Origin of the sequence: Bradyrhizobium sp. STM 3562 (genome assembly GCF_045571435.1) — a bacterium.
Taxonomy (GTDB): domain Bacteria; phylum Pseudomonadota; class Alphaproteobacteria; order Rhizobiales; family Xanthobacteraceae; genus Bradyrhizobium.
This window is the reverse complement of record NZ_CP120694.1, coordinates 3,607,333-3,632,857: the sequence shown is the minus strand read 5'-3', so window position 1 is coordinate 3,632,857 and position 25,525 is coordinate 3,607,333. Positions and strand designations below refer to the sequence as shown.

11 protein-coding genes are annotated in these 25,525 nt (G+C 62.7%); 1 reads left to right on the top strand and 10 read right to left on the bottom strand.

The genetic code is table 11. From position 1 onward, the window contains the following. Positions 1-8 precede the first annotated feature (8 nt). Positions 9-1,619 carry an ABC transporter substrate-binding protein gene (locus tag P6U23_RS16635; RefSeq protein WP_407180791.1) on the bottom strand — a complete coding sequence of 537 codons (1,611 nt, stop codon included), beginning with the start codon at positions 1,617-1,619 and terminating at the stop codon, positions 9-11. 594 nt (positions 1,620-2,213) lie between these two features. Here P6U23_RS16635 and P6U23_RS16630 point away from each other — a divergent pair. Then, positions 2,214-3,650: an FAD/NAD(P)-binding protein gene (locus P6U23_RS16630; protein ID WP_407180790.1), complete on the top strand. Its 1,437-nt coding sequence runs from the start codon at positions 2,214-2,216 to the stop codon at positions 3,648-3,650. A 138-nt stretch (positions 3,651-3,788) separates the two neighbouring features. Here P6U23_RS16630 and P6U23_RS16625 read toward each other — a convergent pair whose 3' ends face one another. From P6U23_RS16625 to P6U23_RS16585, 9 genes are all read right to left on the bottom strand, one after another. Further along, on the bottom strand, positions 3,789-5,015 hold the full coding sequence (locus tag P6U23_RS16625; protein ID WP_407180789.1) for an acyl-CoA dehydrogenase family protein: 1,227 nt from the start codon (positions 5,013-5,015) through the stop codon (positions 3,789-3,791). A gap of 550 nt (positions 5,016-5,565) precedes the next feature. After that, on the bottom strand, positions 5,566-7,041 hold the full coding sequence (locus tag P6U23_RS16620) for an amidase (protein WP_407180788.1): 1,476 nt from the start codon (positions 7,039-7,041) through the stop codon (positions 5,566-5,568). Further along, positions 7,038-7,823 (bottom strand): ABC transporter permease, encoded by a 786-nt coding sequence (locus P6U23_RS16615; protein WP_407180787.1) that lies wholly within the window; start codon positions 7,821-7,823, stop codon positions 7,038-7,040. Before P6U23_RS16615 ends, P6U23_RS16620 begins: the two co-directional genes overlap by 4 nt. Beyond that, on the bottom strand, positions 7,820-8,623 hold the full coding sequence (locus tag P6U23_RS16610) for an ABC transporter ATP-binding protein (protein WP_407180786.1): 804 nt from the start codon (positions 8,621-8,623) through the stop codon (positions 7,820-7,822). The genes P6U23_RS16615 and P6U23_RS16610 overlap by 4 nt, the downstream gene beginning before the upstream one ends. Beyond that, positions 8,620-9,615 (bottom strand): ABC transporter substrate-binding protein, encoded by a 996-nt coding sequence (locus P6U23_RS16605; protein WP_407180785.1) that lies wholly within the window; start codon positions 9,613-9,615, stop codon positions 8,620-8,622. Before P6U23_RS16605 ends, P6U23_RS16610 begins: the two co-directional genes overlap by 4 nt. A 232-nt stretch (positions 9,616-9,847) precedes the next feature. Further along, entirely contained in the window at positions 9,848-10,765 is a 918-nt protein-coding gene (locus tag P6U23_RS16600) for an ABC transporter substrate-binding protein (protein WP_407180784.1), read from the bottom strand. Between the two features lie 345 nt (positions 10,766-11,110). Beyond that, positions 11,111-23,653 (bottom strand): filamentous haemagglutinin family protein, encoded by a 12,543-nt coding sequence (locus P6U23_RS16595; protein WP_407180783.1) that lies wholly within the window; start codon positions 23,651-23,653, stop codon positions 11,111-11,113. A 265-nt stretch (positions 23,654-23,918) separates the two neighbouring features. Continuing rightward, the gene (locus tag P6U23_RS16590; protein WP_407180782.1) at positions 23,919-24,908 is read right to left on the bottom strand and encodes a FecR family protein; all 990 of its coding nucleotides are present in this window, start codon (positions 24,906-24,908) and stop codon (positions 23,919-23,921) included. A gap of 103 nt (positions 24,909-25,011) precedes the next feature. Continuing rightward, positions 25,012-25,503 (bottom strand): RNA polymerase sigma factor, encoded by a 492-nt coding sequence (locus P6U23_RS16585; protein WP_407180781.1) that lies wholly within the window; start codon positions 25,501-25,503, stop codon positions 25,012-25,014. Positions 25,504-25,525 lie beyond the last annotated feature (22 nt).

The following is a 25,525-nucleotide window of genomic DNA, read 5'->3' as shown; positions in this document are numbered from 1 at the left end:
CTCAGAGCCTATTTCTTCGCGACCCAGACATCATATGCGCTCGACGGCGAGTCGAGGCCCGGCTCGAAGCTCAGGCCGTTGATGTTGTTCTTGGCCGCGAGAAACCAGCTCGGCGCAAACAGCGGCACGATGAACGCCTGGTCGACGCCCCGCTTCTGGATCGCGTCCGTCAACTCCCGTTTGCGGACCGGATCGGTTGCCTGCAGCGACTCCTCGATCAGGCGCGTGATCTCCGCGTCAGGATTGGGAATATTCGCGTAGAGAAAACCCTGCGCCCCCAGCATGTCCCACAATTCCCGCGCGGGATCGGAGGGATTATCGGTGTTGGGATAGATCACCCAGGTTCCGTTGGCATTGTTCTTGGCGTACTCGCCGGCCGTGATGATCCGCAAGTTGAGGTCGAGGCCAATGTTCTTGCGTAACGCCGCCTGAATACCTTGAATGAGAATGTCGCGATTGTCGCGCACATACGGCTGGGGATAGCCGACTTCGATGCTCAACCGCTTGCCGTCCTTAGTCCGAAACCCCTGCGCGTCGCGCCCGGTCCAGCCGGCTTCGTCGAGAAGCTTGTTGGCGCCGGCAACGTCGTTGCCCCAGGACCCAACCAGCGACTGGTTGTAGGCCGGGTTGGCTGGGCCGATGATCGACCAGGCGCGCGGCACGGTGCCGAGATAGACCTGCTTGACCAGCGGTTCGAGATCGAACCCGTCCCGCAACGCACGGCGGACACGAACGTCATCGGCCGGTGGCCGCGTGTAATTGATGTTGAATGTGAAGGATGTGCTGGCACCTGACGGACCCGTCAGGAGCTTGAAATTCGGCTGCTCGGCAAACAGCGGCACGTCGGTCGCCTGCACGCCCTCGATCACGTCGACCTGCCCCGAGGTCAACGCGCCGGTACGAACCGCATATTCTGGCAAGAAGCGGAAAGTTACGCGGTCCAGGTAGGCGGGCCCGTTGTGAGCCGCATTCCCGGGAGCCCAGTTGTAGGCGGGATTGCGGACGAAGACGGCTGATTGACCGCGCGTATAGCTCTGGAAGATGAAGGGTCCCGTTCCAGCGACCGCCGGCCCGCCGCCGCAGAGATCGCCCTTCTCGAGTGCCTTCGGCGAGATCAGCCCGAGCTTCACATTGGAGGTCGATTCCAGGAAGGTCGAGTCCGGTCGCGAGAGCACCAGCTTGATCACATCGGGCGATATCACCTCGGCATGATCGTAGTATTGCAGCAGCGATACCGCGGTCACCGCATTTTCCGGCTTCTTGACGAAATCGAAATTTGCCTTCACCGCCGCGGCATCGAATTTTTCGCCGTCGTGAAACACGACGTCTTCACGGAGCTTGTACGTGTATTCCTTGCCGTCGGGAGAAATCGACCATTCCGTGGCAAGCCAAGGCGCGAACGTACCATCTGATCTCTTCGCGATCAGGGAATCAATGTAGTTCCTGGCCACGAAGAACGCCGCCTGCTGCGACGAACGGTGCGGATCGAAGCAAGCCGGCTCGGTGGTAACACCCCAGGTGATCGTCCCGCCTGCAACCGGCTGCTCTGCCGCGATCGCCATGTTGGAAGCAAGCATTGCGATAGCGAGTCCCACGACCAGCGAATTATTGTTTTTCATCCGAACCACTTCTCGTTTGCTTTCTACGCCATCGATGGAAGCCAGCCGACAGCTCGTCGGTTCATCGGTCCGTCGCGACATGACATTTTTCGTTGCAGCGCGATCTAATTCGGCGCGGCTCGCAAACGCAACATGCAAACGGCCGATCGGACATGCGCATGCAAAGTTTGAAAAATAATTCGCGGAGCCGGGCAACCGATGGAGAGATTCAACGATGTTGCGCGCAATCTCAAAAGCTCGCTTCTGCCCGGCCGGCGCGCACAGAGTTCGACGCGGCGCACTGCGGCGACGTTCAGACCCAGTGCCGGCGTCGCCAACCTGCGTCTCGTCACACGCGAGGTCATCTCCTCGCGAAGCGCGGCACTTCCAATTGTGACAGGCGCCTCCGCAACATTTTCCTTTTGGCACGATCTAGGAAAAACTCCTATCGAAAGCATGGTCGGCGCAACGCAAATCATCCCTCCGCAGATGTTTTGTTTGTCGAGCCCCCTCATAAGAGAATGGTCTTGCCATTTACATTCATCCTGCAACGAACATATCCCCGCCGCGTTTGTGAATGACGTTAACTCCGGCTGCGAGCGAGGAAACCATCACATGCCCAAGCGACATGCGATCATTATCGGTGGCGGCGCGAGCGGTGCGCTGCTTGCCTATCAGCTCCTCCGTCGGAGCAATTCGGCGTTCCGCGTTACTCTGATCGAGCAGCGTCCCGAAATCGGGCGTGGCCTCGCCTATCATACGGGCAATCCGGACCATCTGCTCAACGTGCGGGCCGCCAACATGAGCGCGCTGCCGCAAGATCCGGATCATTTCTGGCGCTGGCTGGCCGCGCGGGACGCCAGCCGTTGCGGGGATCGCTATTGTTTCGTACCCAGGCGCATTTACGGCGACTACATCGCGAGCCTGGTCAAGCCATTGCTTTCGCGAGGAGACGATGCGGACGGCTTGAGGATATTGAACAGCCAATGCATCTCGATCAGCGAAAATGCCAACGGGGTCTTGGTTGAGCTGGCAAACGGCGCAGAACTCGCGGGCGACGTTGCGGTCTTGGCGACAGGTCACGACTCGCCGAAAATGCCTTCGGCCTGCTATGCTGATCCATGGGGACTGCGATCCAATGCGCAAATCAGGAAGGATTCCGCGGTTCTGATCCTGGGCACTGGTCTCACCATGGTCGACTACGCGTTGTCGCTATTGCGCGACGGCCATAGCGGCCCAGTGGTTGCGCTGTCGCGCCGCGGGCTCCTGCCGAAGGCGCACCGCCGCGTACCTCCGCTGCGGCTTGATGAGACCGAAGTGCCCTTCGGGGCCAGTGTCAGCCAGTTGCTCCGCTGGATTCGGGATCGCGTTGATGCTCACAACGCGCAAGGCGGCAATTGGCGCAGCGTCGTCGATGGAATCCGACCGTTCACGCAGCGCCTGTGGCGCGAGCTTGATGTCGATTCCCGGCGGAGGTTTCTCGAGCATGCACGCGCCTGGTGGGATGTCCATCGCCACCGCATGGCGCCCGAGGTCGAAGCGATGGTGACGAGGGCCATCGCAGACCACCGCTTGACCATTCTGGCGGGCAAATTGGTCGGCGTCTCGCCGAACGCGACTGGAGCCAAGGTGCGCTACCGCCGACGCGCGCAGACCACGATCGAAAGTTTTAACGTCGGCGCCATCGTCGATTGCACCGGGATCGCCCGGAATCCCCACGCAACCGGCAACCCGGTCGTGCGCAGCCTGTTCGAGCAAGGCTTGGCGCGGGTCGATCCGTTGCACATTGGCCTCGAGGTCGCCCCCGATTGCGCGATCATCAACCGCGCCGGCTTGCCCTCGCGGCGGCTGTTTGCGATCGGTCCGCTCACGCGCGCTGCCTTCTGGGAAATCATCGCCATCCCCGATATCCGCGACCAGTGCGTCGAGCTGGCTGCGCGGATAGTCCAGAACGCCGCAAGAATGTCGGGGCCGTCCTCTATGGCCGCCTCACCTGCCACAGTGCCGGCCGATGCGCCGATGAAGAAATCAAGGCTTATCGGTCATCACTGATGCCGGCCAGTCGCCCCAGCCAATTCCCATGTCGCGGCGCTCGCGCCAGCCAGTGCGCGACGGCTCGACGCGAAGCCCGACAGGTGATTTTCACTGCGTTTTTTTGCGGCCAGATCGCCGCGACTGATGGATGAGTGCCTATCCCGGCGTGCCGATCCGATATTGTCCGGGCGGAGGTGTGCCGTTGACGGCGAAATCGCCGACGATACGGTCGCGGTAGACACGAGGGTTGTGCGAAGCGATCGTTCGTGCGTTCCGCCAGTAGCGGTCGAGTGCGAGATTGCGCGCAGAAGATGATGCGCCGAGCGCATCGAACAGAATGGTGGTTGCCTCTAGGATTAGGTCTGACACCACGGTGACCGCCTGGTCGAGCTCAATTTCCGCAATTGTGACGGCGGCTGCAGTACGTCCCTCGTCACCCGATAGCTGCGCCTCATGGGCGCGCTGCAGCGCCTCAGCGACCTTCAGTACAATGAGCCCTGCGGCGTAGCTGTTGCCGCGCACCCGTCCGACGATCTGCAGGATCTGAGGATCGGCCGATACGCTATTGGCATTGCCATGGCTGAAGACACGCGTCCGCTCCTTGACCAGACGCGCCACGTCGCCGGCGGCGGCACGGCCGATTCCGGCCAGCGCCGCCAGATGAACGAGTTGGTAGAACGGATTGGAGTATTTGAAGCGATCGGTGACCGGAACGATCTGGCCCGGCTCCACGGGCGCATCGGTGAAGATGGTCGTGCCGCTCGCAGTCAGCGCCTGGCCGAAGCCATCCCAATCGTCGAGCACGTCGACGCCCTTGGCATGGCGCGACACGACCACGCCGACCGGCTCGCCATTTTCGTGCTGCGCGGCGATGTTGATCCAGTCGGCAAACAGCGTGCCCGTCGTATAATATTTGCGGCCGTTCAAGACATAGCCGCCATTCTTCTTCGACACCGTGGTCGAGAAGGCCTGCAGCTTGCTGTCGCCGACCTCGGTATGGCCGTTGCCGAACAGCGTTTTCTCGCCGATGCGGCCAAGCCACAGTGCGCGACGCTCGGGATTTGGCGAATTGAGCACATCCTCGGTGAACCCGAAATGTGCGCGAACCGCGTTGGTGACGTTGGAGCCGGCTTCCGATAGTTCGATCAGGAGATTGAACAATTCTGGCAGTGTCGCTCCCGCACCTCCGAACTCACTCGGGACGCGCACGGCCGTGAAGCCCGCTGCACGCAAAGCCTTGATCTCGTCATATGGCAGCCGGCGCTCGACATCCCGCGCGACCGCGGTCGACCGGATCTTCTGGAACAGCGGCCGGAACGGCTCGGCCAACTGCTCATATCGCGCACTGGGACCGCTGCCCCAGCCAAGATCGATCTGCGTCATGTCTCATTCTCTCCTCTGGCTCCGCGGTCTTCTCCATCGAGACAGTCCGTCAACGCTGCGCGACGGCCGACGATGTATCGCCCATGTGTCCAATATCGATGGCCTTGGAATAAAGCGCGGCCAGTTGTGCCGCCGGACCGGTCAGAGTGACCCATTGGACCGCGTACGGCGCCCCCTCCGAGGTTAGGCCAACGCCTCCGATAATCTACTGAAATCATCTACTAAATCTGCCAGGCTTCTTAGCCAAGCCGTGCACAGAACAGACACCGCATGGACAGCTTTGCCCGCTCGCTTGAGGTCGAGCCTCAATTGCGGCGCGGATCGATGCCGGGCGTCATCGATCGCACGTCGCAGGCTCAGTCGGTCTCAGGGCAAGGCGATCAGGTGATCGCGAATGGCAACACGGTGCGGGAGCAGCTTCTGTGAGACCAGCCAGTCGTTGAGGCTCTCCAGCGCCGCAAGCTCCTGCTCGCCGATCGCCACCGGCTCGCGAATCTCGTAACGCGAGACTTGGTCGGCTCGCGCGGTATGTCTCCTTGTCGCCAGGGCACTATGCTCCGAAGCCCGGCGGTGGAACGAACGGGTGGAGCCGCTCCAGTTCCGCTGCGAAAGCAAGTGTAGTCCGGTCATGGAGATAGGGTCCGATCACCTGCACGCCAACAGGAAGGCCTTCGACAAGTCCGATCGGCGCTGCAGTCGCAGGCAGAGATGGAAGGGTAGCCAGCCCTGCCCAGAAGAGCTGGTCGTTATAGTCCACATCGCGGCCGTTGATGCGAAGTAACCGCTCCTCGCGAGGCCTCGCCTCATCGAGCGGAAAAGCGGCGCAAACCGTGGCCGGGGCAACGACAACGTCGACTTTCTGAAAGAAAGCTGCCCATTCGCGCTTCAACCGAGCGCGCGCTTCCTCAGCCTTCAACCAGTCGCGGTGACGCTGCGCATAGGCCTGCGCCGTCTGCCAGATGTAACGGCTGGCGTTCGAGTTCGGCTCGGCACTCCTGCGCACCGCATCTTCAAATGCCGCGTCGGGCAGCCGGATCGAGGCGGAGCCGCGCAGAAGCTGGAGATAGGTCGTATGATGCGCGGCGTGATCGGTGAAGGGCAGTGCTTCCTCAATGACTTCGGCGCCCTCGGCGCGGAGCCGGGCGGCCAGGGAACGAATCGCGGCGCGGTACGGTTCATCCACCTCCGCGACCGGCGAGTCGGTGATCACGGAGACGCGGAAATCCTTCAGCCGCGTCGCCCGAGCCTTCGGCAACTCAAGACGCCATGCGGCAGCCGCAGGTCCCGCCGCGCCGGCGACCACCTCGAGCGCCAGCGAGAGGTCCGCCACCGAGCGCGCCATCGGTCCGCTCGTAACGAGATCATTGTCGAGCAAGCTTTCGTTACGCTCGTTGCCGAATGCCGGAACGATGCCAGGCGTGGGCTTATGGCCGAACACGCCGCAAAAATGCGATGGAAAGCGAATGGAGCCGCCCGCGTCGCTCCCAAGTTCGAGTGGAGCCAATCCAGCGGCCAGCGCCGCGCTGGCGCCGCCGGAAGAGCCGCCCGGCGTCCGCTCCAGATTCCAGGGATTGCGGGTGGTGCCATGGATCGCGTTGTAGCTCTGCCAGTCGAGCGCGTTCAGCGGGACATTGCTTTTTCCAAAAATCACGGCGCCGGCGGCTTGCAGTCGTTCGATGACGGCGGCGTTCCGCGAGGGCACGAAGTTCGCCATGGCCGGATCACCATACGTTGTCGGCCAGCCGGCAACGTTGTTGGTCTCCTTCACCGTCATCGGCAAGCCATGAAGCGGACCCCAGCGTTTTCCCTTCGCCGTGGCGGCATCCGCAGCATCTGCACGTGTGCGCGCCGCGGCGAGATCGGTGAAGATGATCGCATTCACGGAGCCATTCAGGCGATCGAGCCGGTCAAGATGAAATTCGAGTAATTCCCGAGCCGTGAACTCACGGCGCGCGAGCCGATCGAGTAGTTCGGTTGCCGACGCGAATGCGAGGACCGGTCCGATCCCATTCGAGTTCGACGTCATGAGCTTTCTCCGATTGTCAGATCCGCGGACGGCTGCTCCCAGAAGACGATGCGTCTATGAACCCAGCGCACGGCGAGGCTGCTCAAGACGCCAAAGAGCGCCAGAATAAGGACCCCCGCGAACATCACGGCCGTGTTCATGTTCACTGTTGCAGAGCCGATCAGATATCCGATGCCCCTTTCGGCGGCCACGAACTCGCCGACGACCGCACCGATCAGCGCGAGAACGATGCCGATCTCCAGGCCAGCGAAGATCGCGCTGGCCGCCGCCGGCAACTTGATATGAAGAAATACCCACCAGCCGGGACGCGAGAACGATCTCGCCATCGCGATCAGTTCCGGATCGGTTCGTCGGATGCCGCTGATCGTGTTCACGAGCAACGGGAAAAAGCAGATCAGTGCGACCAGCACCACTTTGGAAGCCAATCCGAACCCGAACCAGACAAGGATCAACGGAGCAAGCGCCACCTTCGGCGTCGCCTGGATCGCCACGATGTAGGGAAAAAGAAAGCGTTCGAAGAGCTGGCTCTCGGCCACCAGCACGCCGCTGACGACGGCAAGGACCGACCCGATCACGTAGCCGGCGAGCGTCGAACTCAGCGTGAATACGATATGAGGCCATAGCTCACCCGTCGATAAGCCGGACCACAGCGCCACGGCGACGGCAGAAGGATTTGGAAGCAGATAGGCGGGCAAGCCGCCAGGCCGAGTGGCGTAGCTCCAGGCCGCCAGCACCAGCAGGAGGGTGACCAGCGGTGGCACCAGGCTTCGCACCCACCTCATTGCGCCGGCACTCCCGTTGCGGCCACGGTATCGAAGAGACGACGGAGTTCGAGGGCCAACGCGTTGAACCGCGCACCGCCCATGGTTTCAAGCGTGCGAGGGCGCGGCAAATCGACCGGCAAATCCGCAAGAATGCGGCCTGGGCGACCGGCCAGAACGACGACGCGATCGGCCAAAAACAGTGCCTCCGGAATGGAATGCGTCACGAAGATCGCGGTTCGCCGCTCTGTCATCCAGATGCGCTGTAGTTCCAGCGACAGCCTCTCGCGCGTCATGGCATCAAGCGCCGAGAAAGGTTCGTCGAGGAGAAGCAGACGCGGGTCATGCAGCAACATGCGGGTAAGTCCGACGCGCTGCGCCATGCCGCCCGAGAGCTGGTTGGGATAAAGGCCGGCACTCTCGCGCAGACCCGTCATCGCGAGCAAGCGGTCAGCGCGGTCCAGTTCTGCTTTGCTCGCGCCGATGGCGAAACCAGCCGGCAGAAGTACATTGTCCCGCACGTTACGCCATGGCAACAGCGTCGGTCTCTGGAAGACCATGCCGACATCGCGGCGGGGCCGCCGGATTTCCGTTCCACCGACGACGACGCTTCCTGCCTGAGCCGTAACGAGCCCAGCCAGGATTTTCAGCAACGTCGACTTGCCGCCCCCAGAGGGCCCCAACACGGCCAGGAACTCGCCCTCGCCGATCGATAGCGAAAGGTCATCCAGGATCGGGGACCTCGAGCGGCCAGGATAGGCAAACTTCACACCCGAGAGCGTGACGAGCGCCTCCGGAATGGCGGTGGCGGACGCGTTCACGGCAATGATCGAGCACGCGCAATCAGCGCATCGCGATCGAATTTCGAGAAGCCCGGCACCAGCGCATCGCTGAAATAGGCATCGAGCGGAATATTGTCCGAGTCGAACTCCCCGAACCGGTGCATTTCCCCGACATAGGTCCGGATAATGTCGAGATCGTAGGCGCCCGGCACGCGTGCTTTTCCAGTCTCGTCGCGGAGGACGGGTTCAATCCAGCGCTGGAGAAGCCGCACATTCGCCGCTAGCGCGCCTTCGTTGTCACCCTGCGGTCTCGCAGAAGGGTTCTTGCGCCAGAACGCTTCGATACAGGCTCGCGGATTGACGTCGCAAACAATCAGCGCCTTCGTCCACGCCCTGCCAAACCGTTCGAGCAAGCCCGGATTGTCGTCGAGCGTCGAGCGATGGGCGATGTAGCCGTTCACCACCATCCGGCGGAAGCTCGGCGGATAGACGAGGCGCCGCGCCGGCACGCCCTCCTGCTCCAGCAGGTCGATCCACGTGCTGTTGAAGTTCAAGGCCTGGACGCGATCCTCGCGCAGGGCGTGGAAGCCGGCTCCAAGAACTCCGACGGCTACGATTTGTACATCGCGCCCCGGAGTTAATCCGACCGAGCGCAGCAGCGCGCGCGTTTGCGGAATCGTCCCCCAGGTCAGCGCGCCAACTCCAATGCTCTTGCCTCGAAGATCAGCCAACGCTCGAATGTCGGAATCCGCCTTGACGGCGATCTCGAGCGTATTCGACGGACCTGCATTATAGAAGTAGCTGACCGGCAGCGGCGGCTCGCCGGCCTTGTGCGCAGAGAGCAGCGTTTCCGGAAGCGGCAAAGCGATCGTGATATTCTTCTGCAAGAGCTGCGGCAGAAGCGCACCGGCACCGGCGAGCACCACATATTCAACGTCAAGGTTCTCGTCGCGGAACAATCCCAATTCGTCTGCGATCGCCTGCACGCCGCCATCGGTCACCGTGGGCGGAATGGCAAGACCCACCTTCACCCGATCCGCAGCCTGCACCGTCGATTGACAGGTCAGCGTCAGACACGCTGCCAGGATGAAAGCGCGAACGAAGGGGAATCTCCTGCACGATCTGCTTCGAATAGAAATTTTTCTCATTTTGTCCATGCAGGAGCACATCACACTAAATCATTGATATCACGAGCGAGATTTGCACGCGACCACACGCTCCGTCAACACATGCGCCATGGCATAACGCGGGTGCTCATCGCCATTAGCCCGGCGACAGCAAGCATTCAGACTCGCGATCCTCATCGTTCGCGGACAATCCCTCTCGCTGCACATGCGCATAACGGATAAACCGTCCGTCCAGCTCCTCCGGGGAACTCTCATTCTTCGCGATCGCCGTGATGTAGTGCGTGTACTTGCGGAGATCCTCATTGATGCGGTCTACCGCTTGGTCAAGCACCTGGAAGTACGTCTCGATCTGAGAGGGTTCCAGATCCGGCGAGACAACTTCCGCGCCGCGATAGAACGTCAATGCGATGAGATGCGCCCCCTGCTTCAGCGCCAGGCTGATGAACGGCTCCATCACGGTTACGGCGCGGACCTGCCCGGACTTCAACGCCGCCAGGCGCACTTCGGGTGCTCCGATGTGCTTCAACACCACGGCGCTTTTTCCGATCGCGCCTTCGAGCAGCCCGACCGTCGTGTAGTGGGAGCCTGTGAATTCGTTGACGCCAATAGTGACGCCGGCGAGATCGCGGGGTGACTGCAGCAGCGGATCGAATGTCACAATGGCTTGCGCCGCGATGGCGGGACGCAGCGCGGCAATCTTGCCGCGACCGGCGCCACGCTCGAGACGATCGATGCCGCCCCACTCGCACACATTGAACGCTTCAGCGGACTGCTGCTCAAAGAGCGCCTCCTTCTGACGTTTCAAAACATCCTTCTCGAGAGCGTCGTGGTCGGAATACTTCACCGAGTAACCGACGTTCAGGCCCGCCTTTTCGAACAGGCCATGCTCCAGCGCGACCAGAATCGTCAGATCAAAAACTGGAGGGTTCGGAGAAATGCAGATGACGCGTGAGGAATGTTGGGTTGTCATTTTTTCACCTCGAGGCTTGAACTCGCACACATATTGCGGACCGCAGCTCGAATGCACGAGCTTTAAGAGTGCGGGATGCACCATTGCGCGCCGATCGTCACTCTAGGATGAAACTTCGCGGCGATGTTTCCATATTGCTCGCAGCCGATAAAACGAATCTTCTGTTCGACCGCTAAAGATGCGACGGCAGTTGCTTCCACGCCATGCCTGCCGATGGAGCTCGCATCAACTGCACTGTGCTGTCTCCGCTGAGCGATTCAGACCGGAACCCGACAGACCCAACGAGTACCGAGTTCGACCCTTAGCGTCGGGGGAAATTCGGAAGCTCGACGGCCATTCCAGCACACGCGAGATCGATGGCCAACAGATGTAGTTTCAAATTTCGAGCGGCTGCGAGCCTTCGACTGCCGCGCTCCTCGAGCGAATAAGCTACAGGCCGCTCCTTTCCTCGACCGTCAATCGTCCTTTCTGGTCTTCCGTCAGTTCGCCATTGCCGATGATCTGAAATCTGTCGTGCGGGTCGTAGCCGTCTTCTTGGCTGCGGCGATCGTCGCGCCGCGGCGGGGAGCAGTCCTGATCCGGTGTACCTTTGTTGCTGCAGCCGCCATAGCCGAGCACTTCGACGATGATGATCGAGGGACGATCGTTGTTCTGCTGTGGCGGCGCGGCAGTCTGCTGCGAAGCTCCCGCGGTGTTGTTGGCGCTGGTCAACGCGGCGACCGGCGGACCCGACACGACGGGTAGACCGGTCGCGGTGCCTTGCACCTGGATATTTGCCGCGTTGACAATCTGCAATGCCGCCAGGTTGACATTGCCGGACACGCGGATTCCCGCCTCGCCGGCATCGATGGTACCGAGCGGCGCGATCAGGTCGATATTGCCTGGCGGCACTTCTGGAATCGGATTGAGGGTCGCGATGCCGGCGCCCGTCGAGGGCACCTGCGAGGAGAGCTGAATCCCGCCGTAATTGTCGTAGGTCCGCTTCGGAGGTGTATAGACCACCGTGGTCTTGGAGCCACGACCGGCATTGATGTCGCCCTCGGCCGACCAGATCAGGATATTGCCTCCACCGGCTGTCATGACCCGCGACAGGCCAAGCAGCACGCTGCTTTGTGAATAGACCTGAATGTCGCTGCCGCCGCGCTCCACCCCCTGGGTGATGAGGCCGGCGTCGGGCCCCGGAGCCAGGCCTTCGGAGCCGAGCGTTACGTCGCCACCCGGTGCCAGCAACTGGATGTCGCCGCCGAAATCAGTGTGCACATAACCGCTGTTGATGCTGTAATTGGCTTGTCCCGGCATACCGACTGCCGTGGTGAACATGGTGATGTTGCCGCGATAGGTGGCCTGATCCGGAAACAGCGCCGCGATCGCGTCTCGACCGCGCAGATAGCTGCCACCGCGCGGACCGTTGGCATCAGTGTATTCGCGCCCGCTTGCAGTGAGCTCGCCGTAGTAGACCTGACGCAGGAAGACGCGTTGCTGAGCCGCAGGCAGGGCATTGAAAAAGAGCAGCGCGCCCGCTTGATCGCTCGTATAGCCGAACCGTGTCTGCACCCACGCCTCGAGCATTGCATTGTAGTTGAACCTGCTTCTGAGATCGGCGCTCAGGCCGAGGAAGTAGGCGCGCGCGGCGCCCTGCGAGCCGGTGTAGCCCTGATCCTTGAGCCAGGTGTAGAGCAGCAGATTGGTCGGGTATTTCGCTTGCTGGGCAGCCGGCAGTGAATCGAAATAAGCCAGAGTTCCCGCCTCATCGCCGCCATACCCTTGGGCTTTTGCCCAGGCGTAGAGGTCGCCGAGCGTGCCGACAGTGTCCGCCGTCTGCATGACCTTGCCTGGTTGATCGGCCAGCGGCTTGGATGCATCGGCCGCATTGGCTGGATTGAGGTAGAGTTCGGCGAAATGGCTCCAATCCACCTGCCCGACGCCGGGCGTGCCCCCGCCGACACCCGCTTGCAGCACGACGCTCGTGCCTGGCCGCGTGTCACCGGTCACCAGCGCGCCAATACTGCCGATCGACGCGCTCGCCCCCTGATAGATGGATCCGCCTGCGGTGACCTCGAGCGTGCCTGGCCCCGCGATTTCGAGTCCGGCGTAAGTCACGCCATTGTTGCGCACCGTCGGCCCCGCATAGATGATATTGCCGCTCGCCGCGACCATCGAGATATCCGTCGGGGCGTTCTGTAGAATCAGCCCGCTGAGGTCGACGATGTCACCGCCGGCGAAAATCTGAGCAGGCTTGGCAGCGCGATAGAAGGCTTCGTAGGCATACTGGGTACCGTTCGATAGCGCCCCGAAATGGATGCCGCCGTAGGCGAGGCCGAGAATGTCGCCCTCGACGGCGTAGATCCGGGAAATGGCACTGTTGCTCACAGCGCTGGCATCGGTCACGGTGTTGGCACCGAACATGAACGGTGTGCCGCCGGTTCCGTAGTAGGTCAGATCGCCGACATTGAAGCCGACGTTGTAGACTCGCACGCCTCCATCTAACGGGGTCAGCGCATTGGGATTGCCCCAGAAATTCGATGCCGCAATGCTCGAACTGGTGCCCGAACTTTGGATCGTAGCCCAACCTGGGTCGAATGGCGTTGCGAGCGTCGACAACGAAGTGGAGAGCGCACCGATCTGGCTGTTGCGCTCCTCAATCACCGATCCGTGCGCCAGCAGATCGAGCTCACCGGATACTGATGGCATCATCAGATTTGCGTCATTATCGCCCGGGTTCAGATAGATACTGCCGCCGGCGGCCGTCACGCGCAGAATCGACGGCAGGAAAAAAGTTGAATGGCTGTTGCCGCCGTATCCCCCCTGGACCTGGGTGAACGGCGCCACGTTGCCCCCGGCAGAGAACAGGTCGATCTCGGTGCGCTGCGTCCACATGGTGAACCAGGTCGCCCCTGCAACACCTGCATTCAATCCGCTTCCTGGATCAGTCAATTGCAAGAGTCCGACGCGGCCCGGATCGCTGATGTCGTCGAGTGCAAGCCCGCCGCGCGCGCGAACGTTCACGATGCCGTCGCCGGGCATGATCGTGCCGCCGCCGACCTGGTTCATGACGTAGGGTACGAGCGAACTGAGCGAACGTGGATCCAGAGCTGTGTTGGAACCGAAAGAGGTGCCGGTAAGGCTCCCGAAGCTGCCCGATGCAATGCTGATATCGCCGCGCAAATCGACGAACTGGTTGCCGCCACCGCCAATCGCGCCGCCCGCCGTCACCGACAACGTGCCGCCGCCGGTCTGGACAAGTTTACCGTCGATCACGCGTCCGCTGCCGCCGACGGCAATGATGATGCCTGAGCCGGCTCCGGCGTTGCCGATATCACCACCCGCGGTCACGGTGACATTACCGCCTCCGAGCGTGCCCACGGCGGCGAAGCCGGTCAGGGTGGCCATCGACGACGCGGAGCCCGACGTATAGCTGCCGAAATTGATGCCCCACGCAGTCGGTTGTCCGAGACCGTCGCCACCCTGCCGCCACAGCCAGCCGCCGACCTGGTTTGCGTTGAGCGCTTGGTAGCCGGTGATGTCGCCTCGCGCGCTCAGCAGGAAATTACCGCCGTTCTCGGTGTAGTACACGAACTGCGAGCCGAGCAGGCCTTCATAGGCACTGTTTGCCGATCCGAGCACCGTGCCGTCGAGATAGCGGGCGCGAGCCGGGTTGAACGGATCATTGGCCGCAGTGCCGGTTTCCGGAATCGGGCTGCCGGCGGTGTAGATGCCATATGGACTCGTCTCGCTGAAATTGCCGCCGGTCAACAGCTCGAGATTGCCGGTCCCGGTGCGCACCACGTTTAGCAGCGTGCCGTTCTGGGAAGGATCGTAAGACGGGTTGCCGAGGGCCAGATTGCCGTTGCCACGCAGAACTGCGCTCGGCTGCAGCGCTCGTGTGTCGGCTGCGGCGAGATCGGCGCCCGCGACCAACCGGATGGACGCGGAAAGCATGCCGGGCGCAAGCATCGGTGCGAGCGGCGACGTGGCCGCGATAGCTGGAGACGGAGGCGTTCCGGGGTTTGTTACCGCCTGATAGGAATACCCTGGGAGCGTGATTCCTTGTTCAAAGGAGTCGTAGCCATCGGCGATCAGGGTCACACCTGCCGGCACGGTTTGCCCCGGAAAGTATTGGTTGCCATTGATATCCGTCAGCCATGCAACCGTCTGATAATAGGAGTCGTTCGGCATCACCCAGTCCGTCGTCAGGGTGACCGGCGTTGTGAACACCCATGTGGCGTCGAGGATGGTCCCGGCCGGGGTGGTCACAATGGAATAGGTCGGCGGTATGCCGGCGACCGGTGGCCGCGTCTTGAAGCCGTCCGATATGCTTCCCTGGATGTTGAGATTGCCGCCGGCTCTGATCACCAGCGCCAATGGCTCGCCGGCACCGTAGGTCGGTGACGTCGGATCGCGGTCGGCATTCGACCCATAGCGGAAGCCGGATAAATCGATATCGCCGGAGATGGTGAGCTTCCCATTCGGTGACGAACTGTCTATCTCGATCCCCGGGCGGAGGTGGAAGGCGTTGCCATAAGCCTTCAGGCCCGCCAGCCGCCCCTGGAGGTCGGAATTGCCCCAAGCGAGGTTGATGAACTGCTGACTGCGCGTGTCGATCTGGTTCAGACCGAGATAGCCGGTCACGCCCGAGACTGGATTCGTGTCGCCGTTGTCCTGCACCACAGTGCCGTTGGGATCACTTGGTGAAGGAGAGTAGGTCCAGAAGGCATTCACCGCGACGCTCTTCGCGCCGACGATTGTGATCGGGCCCGACGCGCTGATCTTGATGTTGCCCGAGGTTTCACCCGTACGCTGGGCGTTCAGATCGATCTGCCCATAGGACGCCTGCAGCACGCCCGCAGGAGATGTGACACTGACGTCGAATGTCTTGATCGCCGGATTGGAGCTGCCCTTGATCGTCAGCGTGCCGTTCGTGGTCGTCAGCTCGACCGCGGCTTCGTTGTTGGCCTCGATCGGATGGCCGTAGCCGTCGAGCTGCAGCATGCTGCCATGAGCGTCGAGCTGGGCATTTGGATCGAGCGCAAGATCGCCGCTGGAAGCCAGGCGAATGGTGCCGGGCGTTACGCCACTGGCATCGATGGTGCCAGCGACCGTCAACGCGCCATGGTCGACGGAAATCGTGACCTGATGTGCCTTGACCACCCCGTCACCGATGACGAGGTCGCCCTGCTTGATATCGAACGAACGCGCGCCGAAGAAGCCGCCGTCGTTGAGCTTGAGGTTCAACGCGGTGAAATCACCCAGGCTCTGCGCGGCGATCGCGAGCTGCCCGCCCTGGTAGCCAGCCGTGGCAGCGCCCCTCAACGTACCACCGAAGCTCACGATCCCGTTCGGCGCCGAGGCCGCGATCGTGCCGGCGACGTTGTTGACCGCCGACAGGCCGATCATCGAGCCCAGCGACTGCGTGATATTGCCCTGCGCACTCTGCAGCACGAGGTCGCCGCCCCAGCTATATTTGGTCGCATCGAAGAAGGTGATCGCGCGCCCGGAGAGGTCCACGTCTGCACGGTCACCGAGCATGATGTCATTAGCGGCCGTGAGCGTAAGCTTGCCGCTGGGCAGGCCGATCGCCGTATCGAGCAACACGCTGTCGCCGGTGAACGACACCGTGCCGCCCAGATCGGTAACTGCCGACGTATCGGCGGATGCTGCCCCTGCGGGCGCAACGACGCGGATCGCGCCTCCGGCCTTGTACGCCATGGTCGACCCGTTCATGCCGGTCAATAGCGGCGTGGTCAGCGTAAGATTTCCGCCTTGCAGGTTGCCCGAGGCATCGCGGCTCAGGCCTACCGAGAGCGTGCCGTCGCTGTTGGCGGTGATCTTATTGCTGGCGCTGACGTTGACATCGGCGAAGCCGAGCGCGACGCGGTCGAGCGTTGCACCATCCGTCGGTCGGCTGTTGGCGTCGTAACCGAAGGTGATGTTCGCCGCCGCGATGTTGAGCGTTCCGCTGCCGGTTCCCGGACCGCCCGACAAGATCGTGGCCGGCGGCTGGCCCCCATACGGAATGCCGCCAGATCCCTCAATGCCGTTGCCCGTGCGAATGCCGTTCCAGACCAGCGTATCGGCGGCGATGCTGGCAGTATCGGTCGCCGTCCCCAGCCCATAGATCGCCGGCGTCTTGATCACGAATTCGACGCTCTCTCCCCCTTGACCGCGCGCATCGAGCGTCACGCTGCCGATCAGGTTGAACGAGCCGCCTACCGTCAGGATGAGCTGTTCGAGTGGCGGAACGCCGCTGCTGGATGAAGGATGCAGCAGGCGATCGAGCACGCTCTGCGTCAGGTTCCAACCCGGCGGCAGCACGCCGGCTGCCTGAGCAGCGGCAAGCGAAGCGTCAGTGCCTGCATTGATCACGTTCTGTGACACCGTGAGATAGCGCGCACCAAGATTGACATCGCCCATGGTGAGCGATCCTGCCGCGGCAAGCACGATGCTGCCTTCCGTGAGCAGGGAAGCCCCGCTCGAAACATTGATCGTTCCGGTGCCGACCGACGGCAGGAAGTTGAACCAGCCGTTCGCCACCGCGAGCACCGCCGGGCCGAAATTGTTGGTGAGTTCCGATGCCGTGTTTGCAAAGACATAGCCGAAACTTGAATCGACGCCGCTGTTGCCAAGTCCACGGGTATCGATGATTGCGCCACCCGCTATATTGATGCTCTTCCCCATGAGGAACACTTGGCCAGCGCGTATATCCGCACCGGGGAGGACGTTGATCGTGCCGGTGTCGCCGCTCGTGAAGTCGATGCGAGGACCACTTCCCTCATAATTGTCATAGCTGGCGCCGCCGCCGATCATCACGGTCGGCGCCCTGAAAGCGTTGACAACATCGCTTGCGATCGACGCATGGCCCGCAACAGGCGCCGCACCCGGCGCAGTGATATCGATGGTGGCACCGGTAACCGACGACGTCAGCATCAAGGCGCCGCCGACACCACCGTCTGCGCCGCCGAACAGCGCGACACCGTCGAAGGAGAGCGATGGCGCGCCGCCAGTGGACACGCCGACATTGATCTCCAGAGTCTTACCGTCTTCAGGCAAACGTGGCCGCACCCCGCCGAACAGCGTAGCCTGGCTGATCGCGAAGTCGCTGTAGCTCGTCTCATTGTATTGTGAATAGTGCCGTACCTCAGCCCCGGAGGTGAGGATGAGGGTTGTCGGCAGCGCGTTCCTGATCGACGTATTGGCGACGCCGAGATAGCCTGAGGCGATGATCGAGCCATCCGGCAGCGCGACGGGTGCGGCGGCCGCCGACGCGGTGCCGCCGACCTCGACGCGATAGCCGCCGGGCAGCAGCGCATAGCTTGACGGTAGCAATGTGTAGGTGCCGGCCGGCAGACCCGGCACGCCGGCGGGAATCGTGACCTGCTGGCCGATGGTCGGATTGCCGGCGCCGTTGCTGGAGATAATCGGCGCGTAGGCCGATGCGTAGCCCGGTACGATGGCGTAGACCTTGTCGTTCGCCGAGCTGAAGGTGTTGGCCGGGTTTGCGTTGATCAGTGCCGTCTTGAGCGCATCGACCGAGCCGCCGCGCCCGGAGATGAAGCCTGCACCTGTCAGACTGCCACCACCCGACAGATCGAGCACCGCACCGGCCTCTCCCACGACGGACGTTCCATTGATGACAATCCCGGTCAGGACGCGCGTGGTGCCATTGACGTTGCCCACGGTGGCCCCCAGTTCGCTCAGGGTGCCGTCAGCGCCGCTATAGGTGTTTCCGCCGGTGGTGCCACCGAGCGGCATGGTCAGTCCGGCCGCGCTCGCCGAAGTGACGCTGCCGCTGCGGAAGGTGACCTCGCTCGTCGACGGCACATCGCTGACGTTGCCGAATCTGTTGTTGAACCAGATGGTCCCGAGCGGCGCGCGGACGACGCCTCCCTGGTCGATATTCGACGCAAGCAAGGCCAGGCTGCCGAAGACCGACGCCGGCACCGCCGGTGCCGCGCCGCCGTTACCAAGAATCGTGATGCTGCCGCTCGGAGCGTAGGTGATAGCACCGGTCCCGCCAAACGGGCTCACTTGCAGTACTCTGCCAGCCGCAATACTCGCCGTCGCGCCGCTGAGGGGATAGATCTGGGCAGCCTGAAAGGTGAAATTGCCGCCGCTGACCAGGGAGCCGTCGCCCAAACGAATATCGCCCTGGCTCTGCAACGTAACTTGCGCGAAGCCGGGCTCGTCGATGATGCCAGGCCCGGTGATATGGGTGGCGTCGTCCGTGTAGGTTGCCAAGACCGCGTTGCTGTCGGTGACGTGCACAACAGAGCCCGCGCCTTGATGCGCGTGCACCCCGAACTGGATGGCGCCAGAGAGATCGATGAGGTCGGCGGAGACCGTAAAGCTGTTGCTGCCCGGCGCACTCAGGCTCGGACCACGATTGGTGTTCAGGCCCGGATAGTAGAAATTGACGCTGGGAGTCTGGTCAGTCCATCCTTGTATCTGCACATAGGGAGCGGCCAGGCTAACATTAAGATTCGGAGTCTTTGGCGATGAAGTCAGGATGCCGCCGCCGAGCGTCAAGCTCCTGTTCATCGCGAGATTGACGTTGCCCTGAAATACGAACGAGTCGTTGGTGAACAGCGAGAGCGAATCGAATCCGCCGGCGTGGATCTGATCGACGCTGACCACGGCGTTGCCGAACTGAAGCGTCAGGTCCGACATGCCCGGCGCGACATTGCCTCCAAGGCCGCTCGACTGCGCATGCTGCACGATGGTGAGATTGCGCAATGTCTCACTTTGAGAGGGCACCACGCCGGTCGAATACGGCAGTGCCGCGCTCGGGAAGCTGGTCTCCAACTGGTGGGCGACCATTGCGACGGTGAGCGTCCCCCCGGCCGCGCCCGTCCCGCCTGCGTCGGCGCGGAGCACTCCATCGATGTAGAGCCCGCTCGCAGAGTAAAGGCCGATCGAACCGCCACTCCCTGCGACCAAGGTGGGTCGAGGCTTCCCCTTGTCGTTGACGTCGAGCACACCCGAGGCGCCGGACACATCAAGCACCGCGCCGGGACGGATGATGATAAACGCGTCGCTTGCGGACGGAATTCCGGTTTGACCGTCGCGATTGACGCCGACGCCGCCGAGCACGATCGAACCGCCGTTCTCGACCGAACCGTAGCTGTAGCCGGTCGGATCGGTTGCTATCAGTGCAAGGCCGGCAACGTTGAGGCTTGCATTGCTGCCGACCCAGATCGAGCGCGTCGGCGTGAAATAGCCATAGGTACTATCCGGCGCGCTGGTGACGAGAACGCTGCCCGATGGCGCGGTGATCGCACCGTCGATCGTCGCCTGCCTGTTGGCATAGATCGAGACCGCCTGGGTCGGGTCGACGGTCAGCGAGGCGCCGCGCTGCAGGGTGAAATCGAATTCGCTGGTCAACGTCAGATCGGCGCCGGCGCGCTGGGTCAGAGTGCGGGCGAAAGGATTATCGGTGACGAGCGGCGGTAACCACGGCGACGCCGCCTCGGCCATCGGGCTTCCGCTCGGCGCGTCATAGCTTGCTCTCGACGTGTGGTAGACCGGGACCGCGGCCGCGACCGTCGTTCCCTGTGTAACGAGGAGACCGGTGTTGCTGCTGACGTCGTAATGGGTGAAGCCTGACTGAAACAGGCCGGGCTGCAACGTCAAGACCGGTTGAATCTGGACCGATTGATCGAAGACCGCCCCAAAGGGAATAATGGAGCCGGCCGGAATGGTGAATGACGCGCGCGCAACGCCACCGGCCTGATAATTGGCAACGAAAGTCATTGTGCCCGCCGGGAAGCCGGAGCCGAACACGGCTGCCGGCAAAATCGTTCCGACCGGCAGCGTGCCCCTGATCTGGTAGATCGAGGAGCGTGCGGGAAGGACCTGCCCCGAGTTGAAATAATAGTACCCGCCATTCTGCAGAATCACGGTGATGCCCGGTGGCACGACCCAATCAGCGCCGATGACGATGGCATTTGGCTGCAGCACGACCGGCGTCAGCGCGACCGTGGTTGGCACATCGAGCGGGACGCCGGGCATCTGGGTGCTGTAGTCGAACGGGATCTTGCTGCCCGCGGCAATGGTAACGTCCTGGGTGAGTCGCAGGCTGGTCGCCGCCGGCGTGTTGGCAGCCAATGTGCCGCCCGCGAGCGAAGCACCGTCACCGATGACGACGGTCTGCCCGGCGGCAAGCCTCAGCGTGCCACCACCATTGAAGCCATAGGCGCGTACGGTGCCGTCGAACAGCAGCGGCGCCGAGAGGTCACCGGTGGGCAGTGCCGATGTCACTTGCGAATAGTCATTTGTGATCAGGCTGACGCTGCCTCCGGCGCCGCCCCCGAGCTTGCCGGTCGCAAGAACGGCACCGCCAGAGGACACATCAATGAGGCTTTCGCTCGCAACCGTGATGCCACCGGTGGTCGACACGGTCAGCGTTCCGCCATTGACATGAGCGAGACCGGACAGGTCTGTGGGATCGGCCAGCGCGTTGGTCCATACTCCCGTCAGGTCGACGGTCACGCCAGGCTCGATGACGACGGACGGCTGCGCATTGCCCGACGTCAGCGCCCACCACACGATCTTGCCGCTCTGCCCGGTCGGCGCATGCATGCTGTTGCCGAGCGTGACGCTGCCGCCATGCGCCGTCAGGTCCGCATTGACGTCGATCGTCGGCGCGGCGAAGGTCAATTGACCGCCTGCGGCGAGCGTCAGCGGCGCGTTGACGGAAATCTTTTCGCCGGTTGCGACGTTGAGGCCGCCTAAACCAAAACTGTCGAGTGTCGGCGCATCGAACCAGGCGGTGTTGGCGCGAGCAGACGGCAACGCCGACGTTACACCGAGTCCGCTCGTGACGGACGCGACATTGCCAAATTGCACATCGGTGTTGTAGGCGCCGGTGAGACCAAGGCCCGTGTACTGCCCGAGCGCGAGGGCGCCGGCGAGCGGCGCCGTGTTCTGCGCCAGCTTGTAGCCGTCGGTGATGCCGGCGGGACGTGCGGCGATCTGCCGCGCACCATCAATGACATCGGCTTCTACCGTGCCTTCGAAGATCGCCGTCGGCGCCGACAGAATCAGGCTGCCGGCATCACGTCCGACGATATAGCCCTGCTCATAGACCCGCTGCGGCCGCAACGGACTCACGTAGATGTCTTTCACCCCCCAATGCGCGTGATCGACGGTGAAGCCGCTGTAGAGGCTGTACGTCAAATCCGCCGGTGCGTTGTTGACGCTATAGATCCGCCCGTCGCTGCCGAGCAGATAACTCTCGTTGAGATAGCCGCCCTGGTACTGCACCGAGCCGCCGGAGATGTTGAAGGTCGAGCCCTGCTGGGCGACGACCTCGGGCGCGGCCAGCGTGATCGTGCCGCCGACCGCGGTCCATTCGCCGATGGTGTGGTGCGCGTTGGCGAGATAGCCGGAGACCTCGAGCAGGCCGCCTGCGGTGTAGTAGCGGTCGCTGGCATAGCCGCCGGTGCCCGCAGGAACGAGTGTGAGATCGCGCGCGTCGATCCAGAGATTGCTGTTGGCGAGCGCACCGCTGTCGCGATTTTGCGGATCGTCGCGCAGCTCGTTGCCCTGGATATTGACCGAAATGTTGTTGGCCGACATCGGCAACAACGTGCCGACCGTGCCGGAGACGTCGATCACCGCGCCGCTTTCTGCAAACACGCGCTTGCCCGTGGAGGCCACGACCTGCCCGCCCTGGGCCATGGTGAGCGAGCCGTTCTGGAAGTCGACCAGGCCGCCGCCGACGATCTCGATGCGGGACTGATCCTTCCGATCGGCGAGCGCCGAGAGATTGTCGAACTGCCCGGTGGCGAGGCCATTGGGTCCGGAGGCCGCGATCAGGGCGTCGCGCTGCGAGTTCAGCGCGGTGTCGGACGAGTCGAGCTCGGGCGCAACCAGGGTAACGCTATTGCCGGTCAGCGTGACGCTGCCGCTAGTATCGCTCGCCGAGTTCAAAAGATGAATGGTGCCGCGCTGGTTCACCGAGGTGGTCGAGAGCAGGATGCCGTCCTGCAGCACCGCATGCCCGGCGAGCGTGATGTCGCCTTGCTGGGCGAAGATCAGGCCGGTGTTGTCCACCGCGCCGCTCCTGCTGCCTGCATAGAGGACAGGCGCGATCTCGTTGCCGCGCGTGGTGGAATATTGGTTGGCCTGGGTGCCGTAGCCGGCGCGCAGGATGAAGTCATTGCCGGCGGCGAGCGCGGTCTGCCCGGCCGGCGTCGTGATCGAGCCTGAATTGCTGACCTCGCTGCCCATCAACAGCACGAAGCCGCCGCCTTGCGTGACTGAAGCGGGCGCGCTGGTCGTGATCAGCGCCCCCTCCTCCACCACGATCTCGCCGCCGGCGCCGGTGAAGCTCGGCAGATACGCGCCGTTGGTCTGGGTCGAATAGATGCCGTTCGTCAGGAACTGGCTGTCGGTGATGGCTGCGGTCGAAGCGATCAGCGAGCCGACATTGATCTGGCTCGCGCCGCCGAAGATGATGCCGTTCTGGTTGATGATGAGGACCTGGCCCGGCGCATTGATGCTGCCGAGGATCTGGCTCGGGCCGAGATTGCCGACGACGCGGTTCAGCGCCGTCCAGGTGCTGGCCTGCTGATTGAAGTTGACCGTGGTCTGAGCGCCGACGTTGAATGTCTGCCAGTTCAGGATCGCCTGCGGCGCGGTCTGCTGGATGGTGACGTTCGTTTGACCGCCGCTCACATTTTGCGTCGGCCCATTGGCCCCACTCCAGCCTGCCGGCATGTTCGGCACCAGCCCGCCCGGCACGAGGCCGTTCGGAACGCCGCTCGGCACGCCCTGAGCGGCTGCGCGGGCTGCATTCTGCAGGCCTTGCATGTCCTGCAATGCCTGGATCGTCCGGCTAAGCGATCGCTGCGCATCCCGCGCCACCTGGGCCGCCGCTTGCGCGTTCGATACCGCGTCGTTAATCGCCGTAACCGGCGCGATCACCGAATTCGCACCGAACAATGGACGCGCTTGCGCCAGGGGCGAACTCACGAACAGCGCCACGACACTGACCGTGGTGAGAAAGACGAGACGCTCCGTTCTCCGGGCACGTCGCAACCGATGCAAACGATCAGACGTATCCGCCTCCGATCGTGCTGCTCCACGAGCATCGATGGAGTTCGTTGGGATTCTCGACATCAGCGGCCCTCATCGAACGGCGCGTCCCCGCTTTCGAGGAGCGCCTACCCTCTGACCGGTCGACACCGCGAAAACCGTAAATTTTTCCCGCCGGCCTTTCCCAGCGTACCGCGGCTGCCTAACCAAGCAGCACGATGCCACCCGGCAGCGATTTGCTGGTGACACCAAAGGCTTGGCCCAGGCGTGCGATGATCTCGTCGATATGATCGATTCTAAAGCGCCCGCTGACAGGCAAGTCCGCAAGTCGTCGATCGATCAAAACCACCCTGCCCGCCCGATAGCGGTTGATCTCGTTCACGACATCGGCAAGCGGCATCATTCGGAAGATCAAGACCCCCTCCTGCCAGGCTGTCACGAGTTCGAGATCGGTAGGCACAACTCGCCCCAAGCCCCGCTCGTCGTAGCGGACCTGTTGCGACCGCCCCAGCGCTGCGGCGTCGGTGCTGGATGCGACCCGCACATCGCCATCGATGCAAGTGACGCAGACGGAGGTACCGATGCGGCGGATATCAAAGCGTCCGTTCGTCGTGCTTGCCGCGCCTTCAGCCGCGAGGACGACAAGCGATCGGCCCGTGCGCTCTCCGGCCGAAAAGGTGGCTTCACCCGCAACAAGTTCCACCCGGTCGACGCTTCCATCCGGCGGTCGCAACGCAACACTTGTCTGCGTATTCAGGTGCATGGTGACGTCACCTGCGAGCGTCAGGCGCCGCTGCTCGCCCGTTGTCGTTCGATAGTCCGCCGCAAGTTCAGCGAATGATGGCCAGAGACCGAGCGGCGGGTCGGCGCCTGCGCAGAGACCGGCGACCGACGCGGCAAGTGCGATCCCTCCACCTAGAGCCGCGCGTCGGCTTAGAATGGGCCGAGATGCCACCTTGGGCAGCGATGGCGAAGCCAGTTCTCCCCTTTCACGCATGCGCCTTGCGGCGGCAGCAAAATTTCTCCAGAGCTGGTCCGCTTCCGCAAAGCTTGCCTCGTGGGCGGCGCTGCGCGAACGCCAGGCTTTGAGCGCTTCGATGTCGGCCGCAGTGGCTTGACCGGAGTCCAGAAGCTGAACCCAGTCGACCGCCTCGGCCCTTAGCCGCCTTTCGTCGGCGCTATCGTCGATCACTGACATTCTCGATCAAAATGGAGCTATGAGCGGCACTGCAGACCTCGGGCTCTGGTCATGCCCCTCGATACAAAGACTGTCGTAAGCAACAAAAACCGCATGGCTATTCCTCCCCGGCCGCCGATTTCCTCATCCGCGCCCGCCGCGCAAGGCAATATTCATGAGCCTGCTTCAGCTCTTTCTCCACCAAGCTTAGTGATATCCCCATGCGCCGCGCAATCTCATGGCGTGGCAGACCATCCAAACGGGCTGCAATCAGAATGGCACGCTGCCGTTCCGGCAATTCACGGATCAGCATTTCGATTAATTCCAGCTCGGATTTCGCCTCCATCACCGACGCCGGATCTGCCGCGTCGTCGGGCAGATCGACCATGCTCTCAAGTTGTTCGGCGGTCAGATAGCGACGCTCTGCCCTCAGGCGGTCGCGCGCGACGTTCAGCGCTATGCGCAACAAATAGCCTGCCGGATTGTCGACCTGGCCAACGCTCTTGAAGCGCTGCAACCGCAGCCAGGTGTCCTGAACGGCATCCGCAGCGACCTCATCTGATCCCAGCCGCCGCGCGAGCTTTGCCTTGAGTTCGTCGTAGCCCGTCACGAGCAGTTGACGCAGGACCAGC

Bases quoted from the DNA above. Each gene is read 5' to 3' on its own strand.
- P6U23_RS16635 (WP_407180791.1), bottom strand. From the start codon at position 1,619: ATGAAAAACAATAATTCGCTGGTCGTGGGACTCGCTATCGCAATGCTT.
- P6U23_RS16630 (WP_407180790.1), top strand. From the start codon at position 2,214: ATGCCCAAGCGACATGCGATCATTATCGGTGGCGGCGCGAGCGGTGCG.
- P6U23_RS16625 (WP_407180789.1), bottom strand. From the start codon at position 5,015: ATGACGCAGATCGATCTTGGCTGGGGCAGCGGTCCCAGTGCGCGATAT.
- P6U23_RS16620 (WP_407180788.1), bottom strand. From the start codon at position 7,041: ATGACGTCGAACTCGAATGGGATCGGACCGGTCCTCGCATTCGCGTCG.
- P6U23_RS16615 (WP_407180787.1), bottom strand. From the start codon at position 7,823: ATGAGGTGGGTGCGAAGCCTGGTGCCACCGCTGGTCACCCTCCTGCTG.
- P6U23_RS16600 (WP_407180784.1), bottom strand. From the start codon at position 10,765: ATGGTGCATCCCGCACTCTTAAAGCTCGTGCATTCGAGCTGCGGTCCG.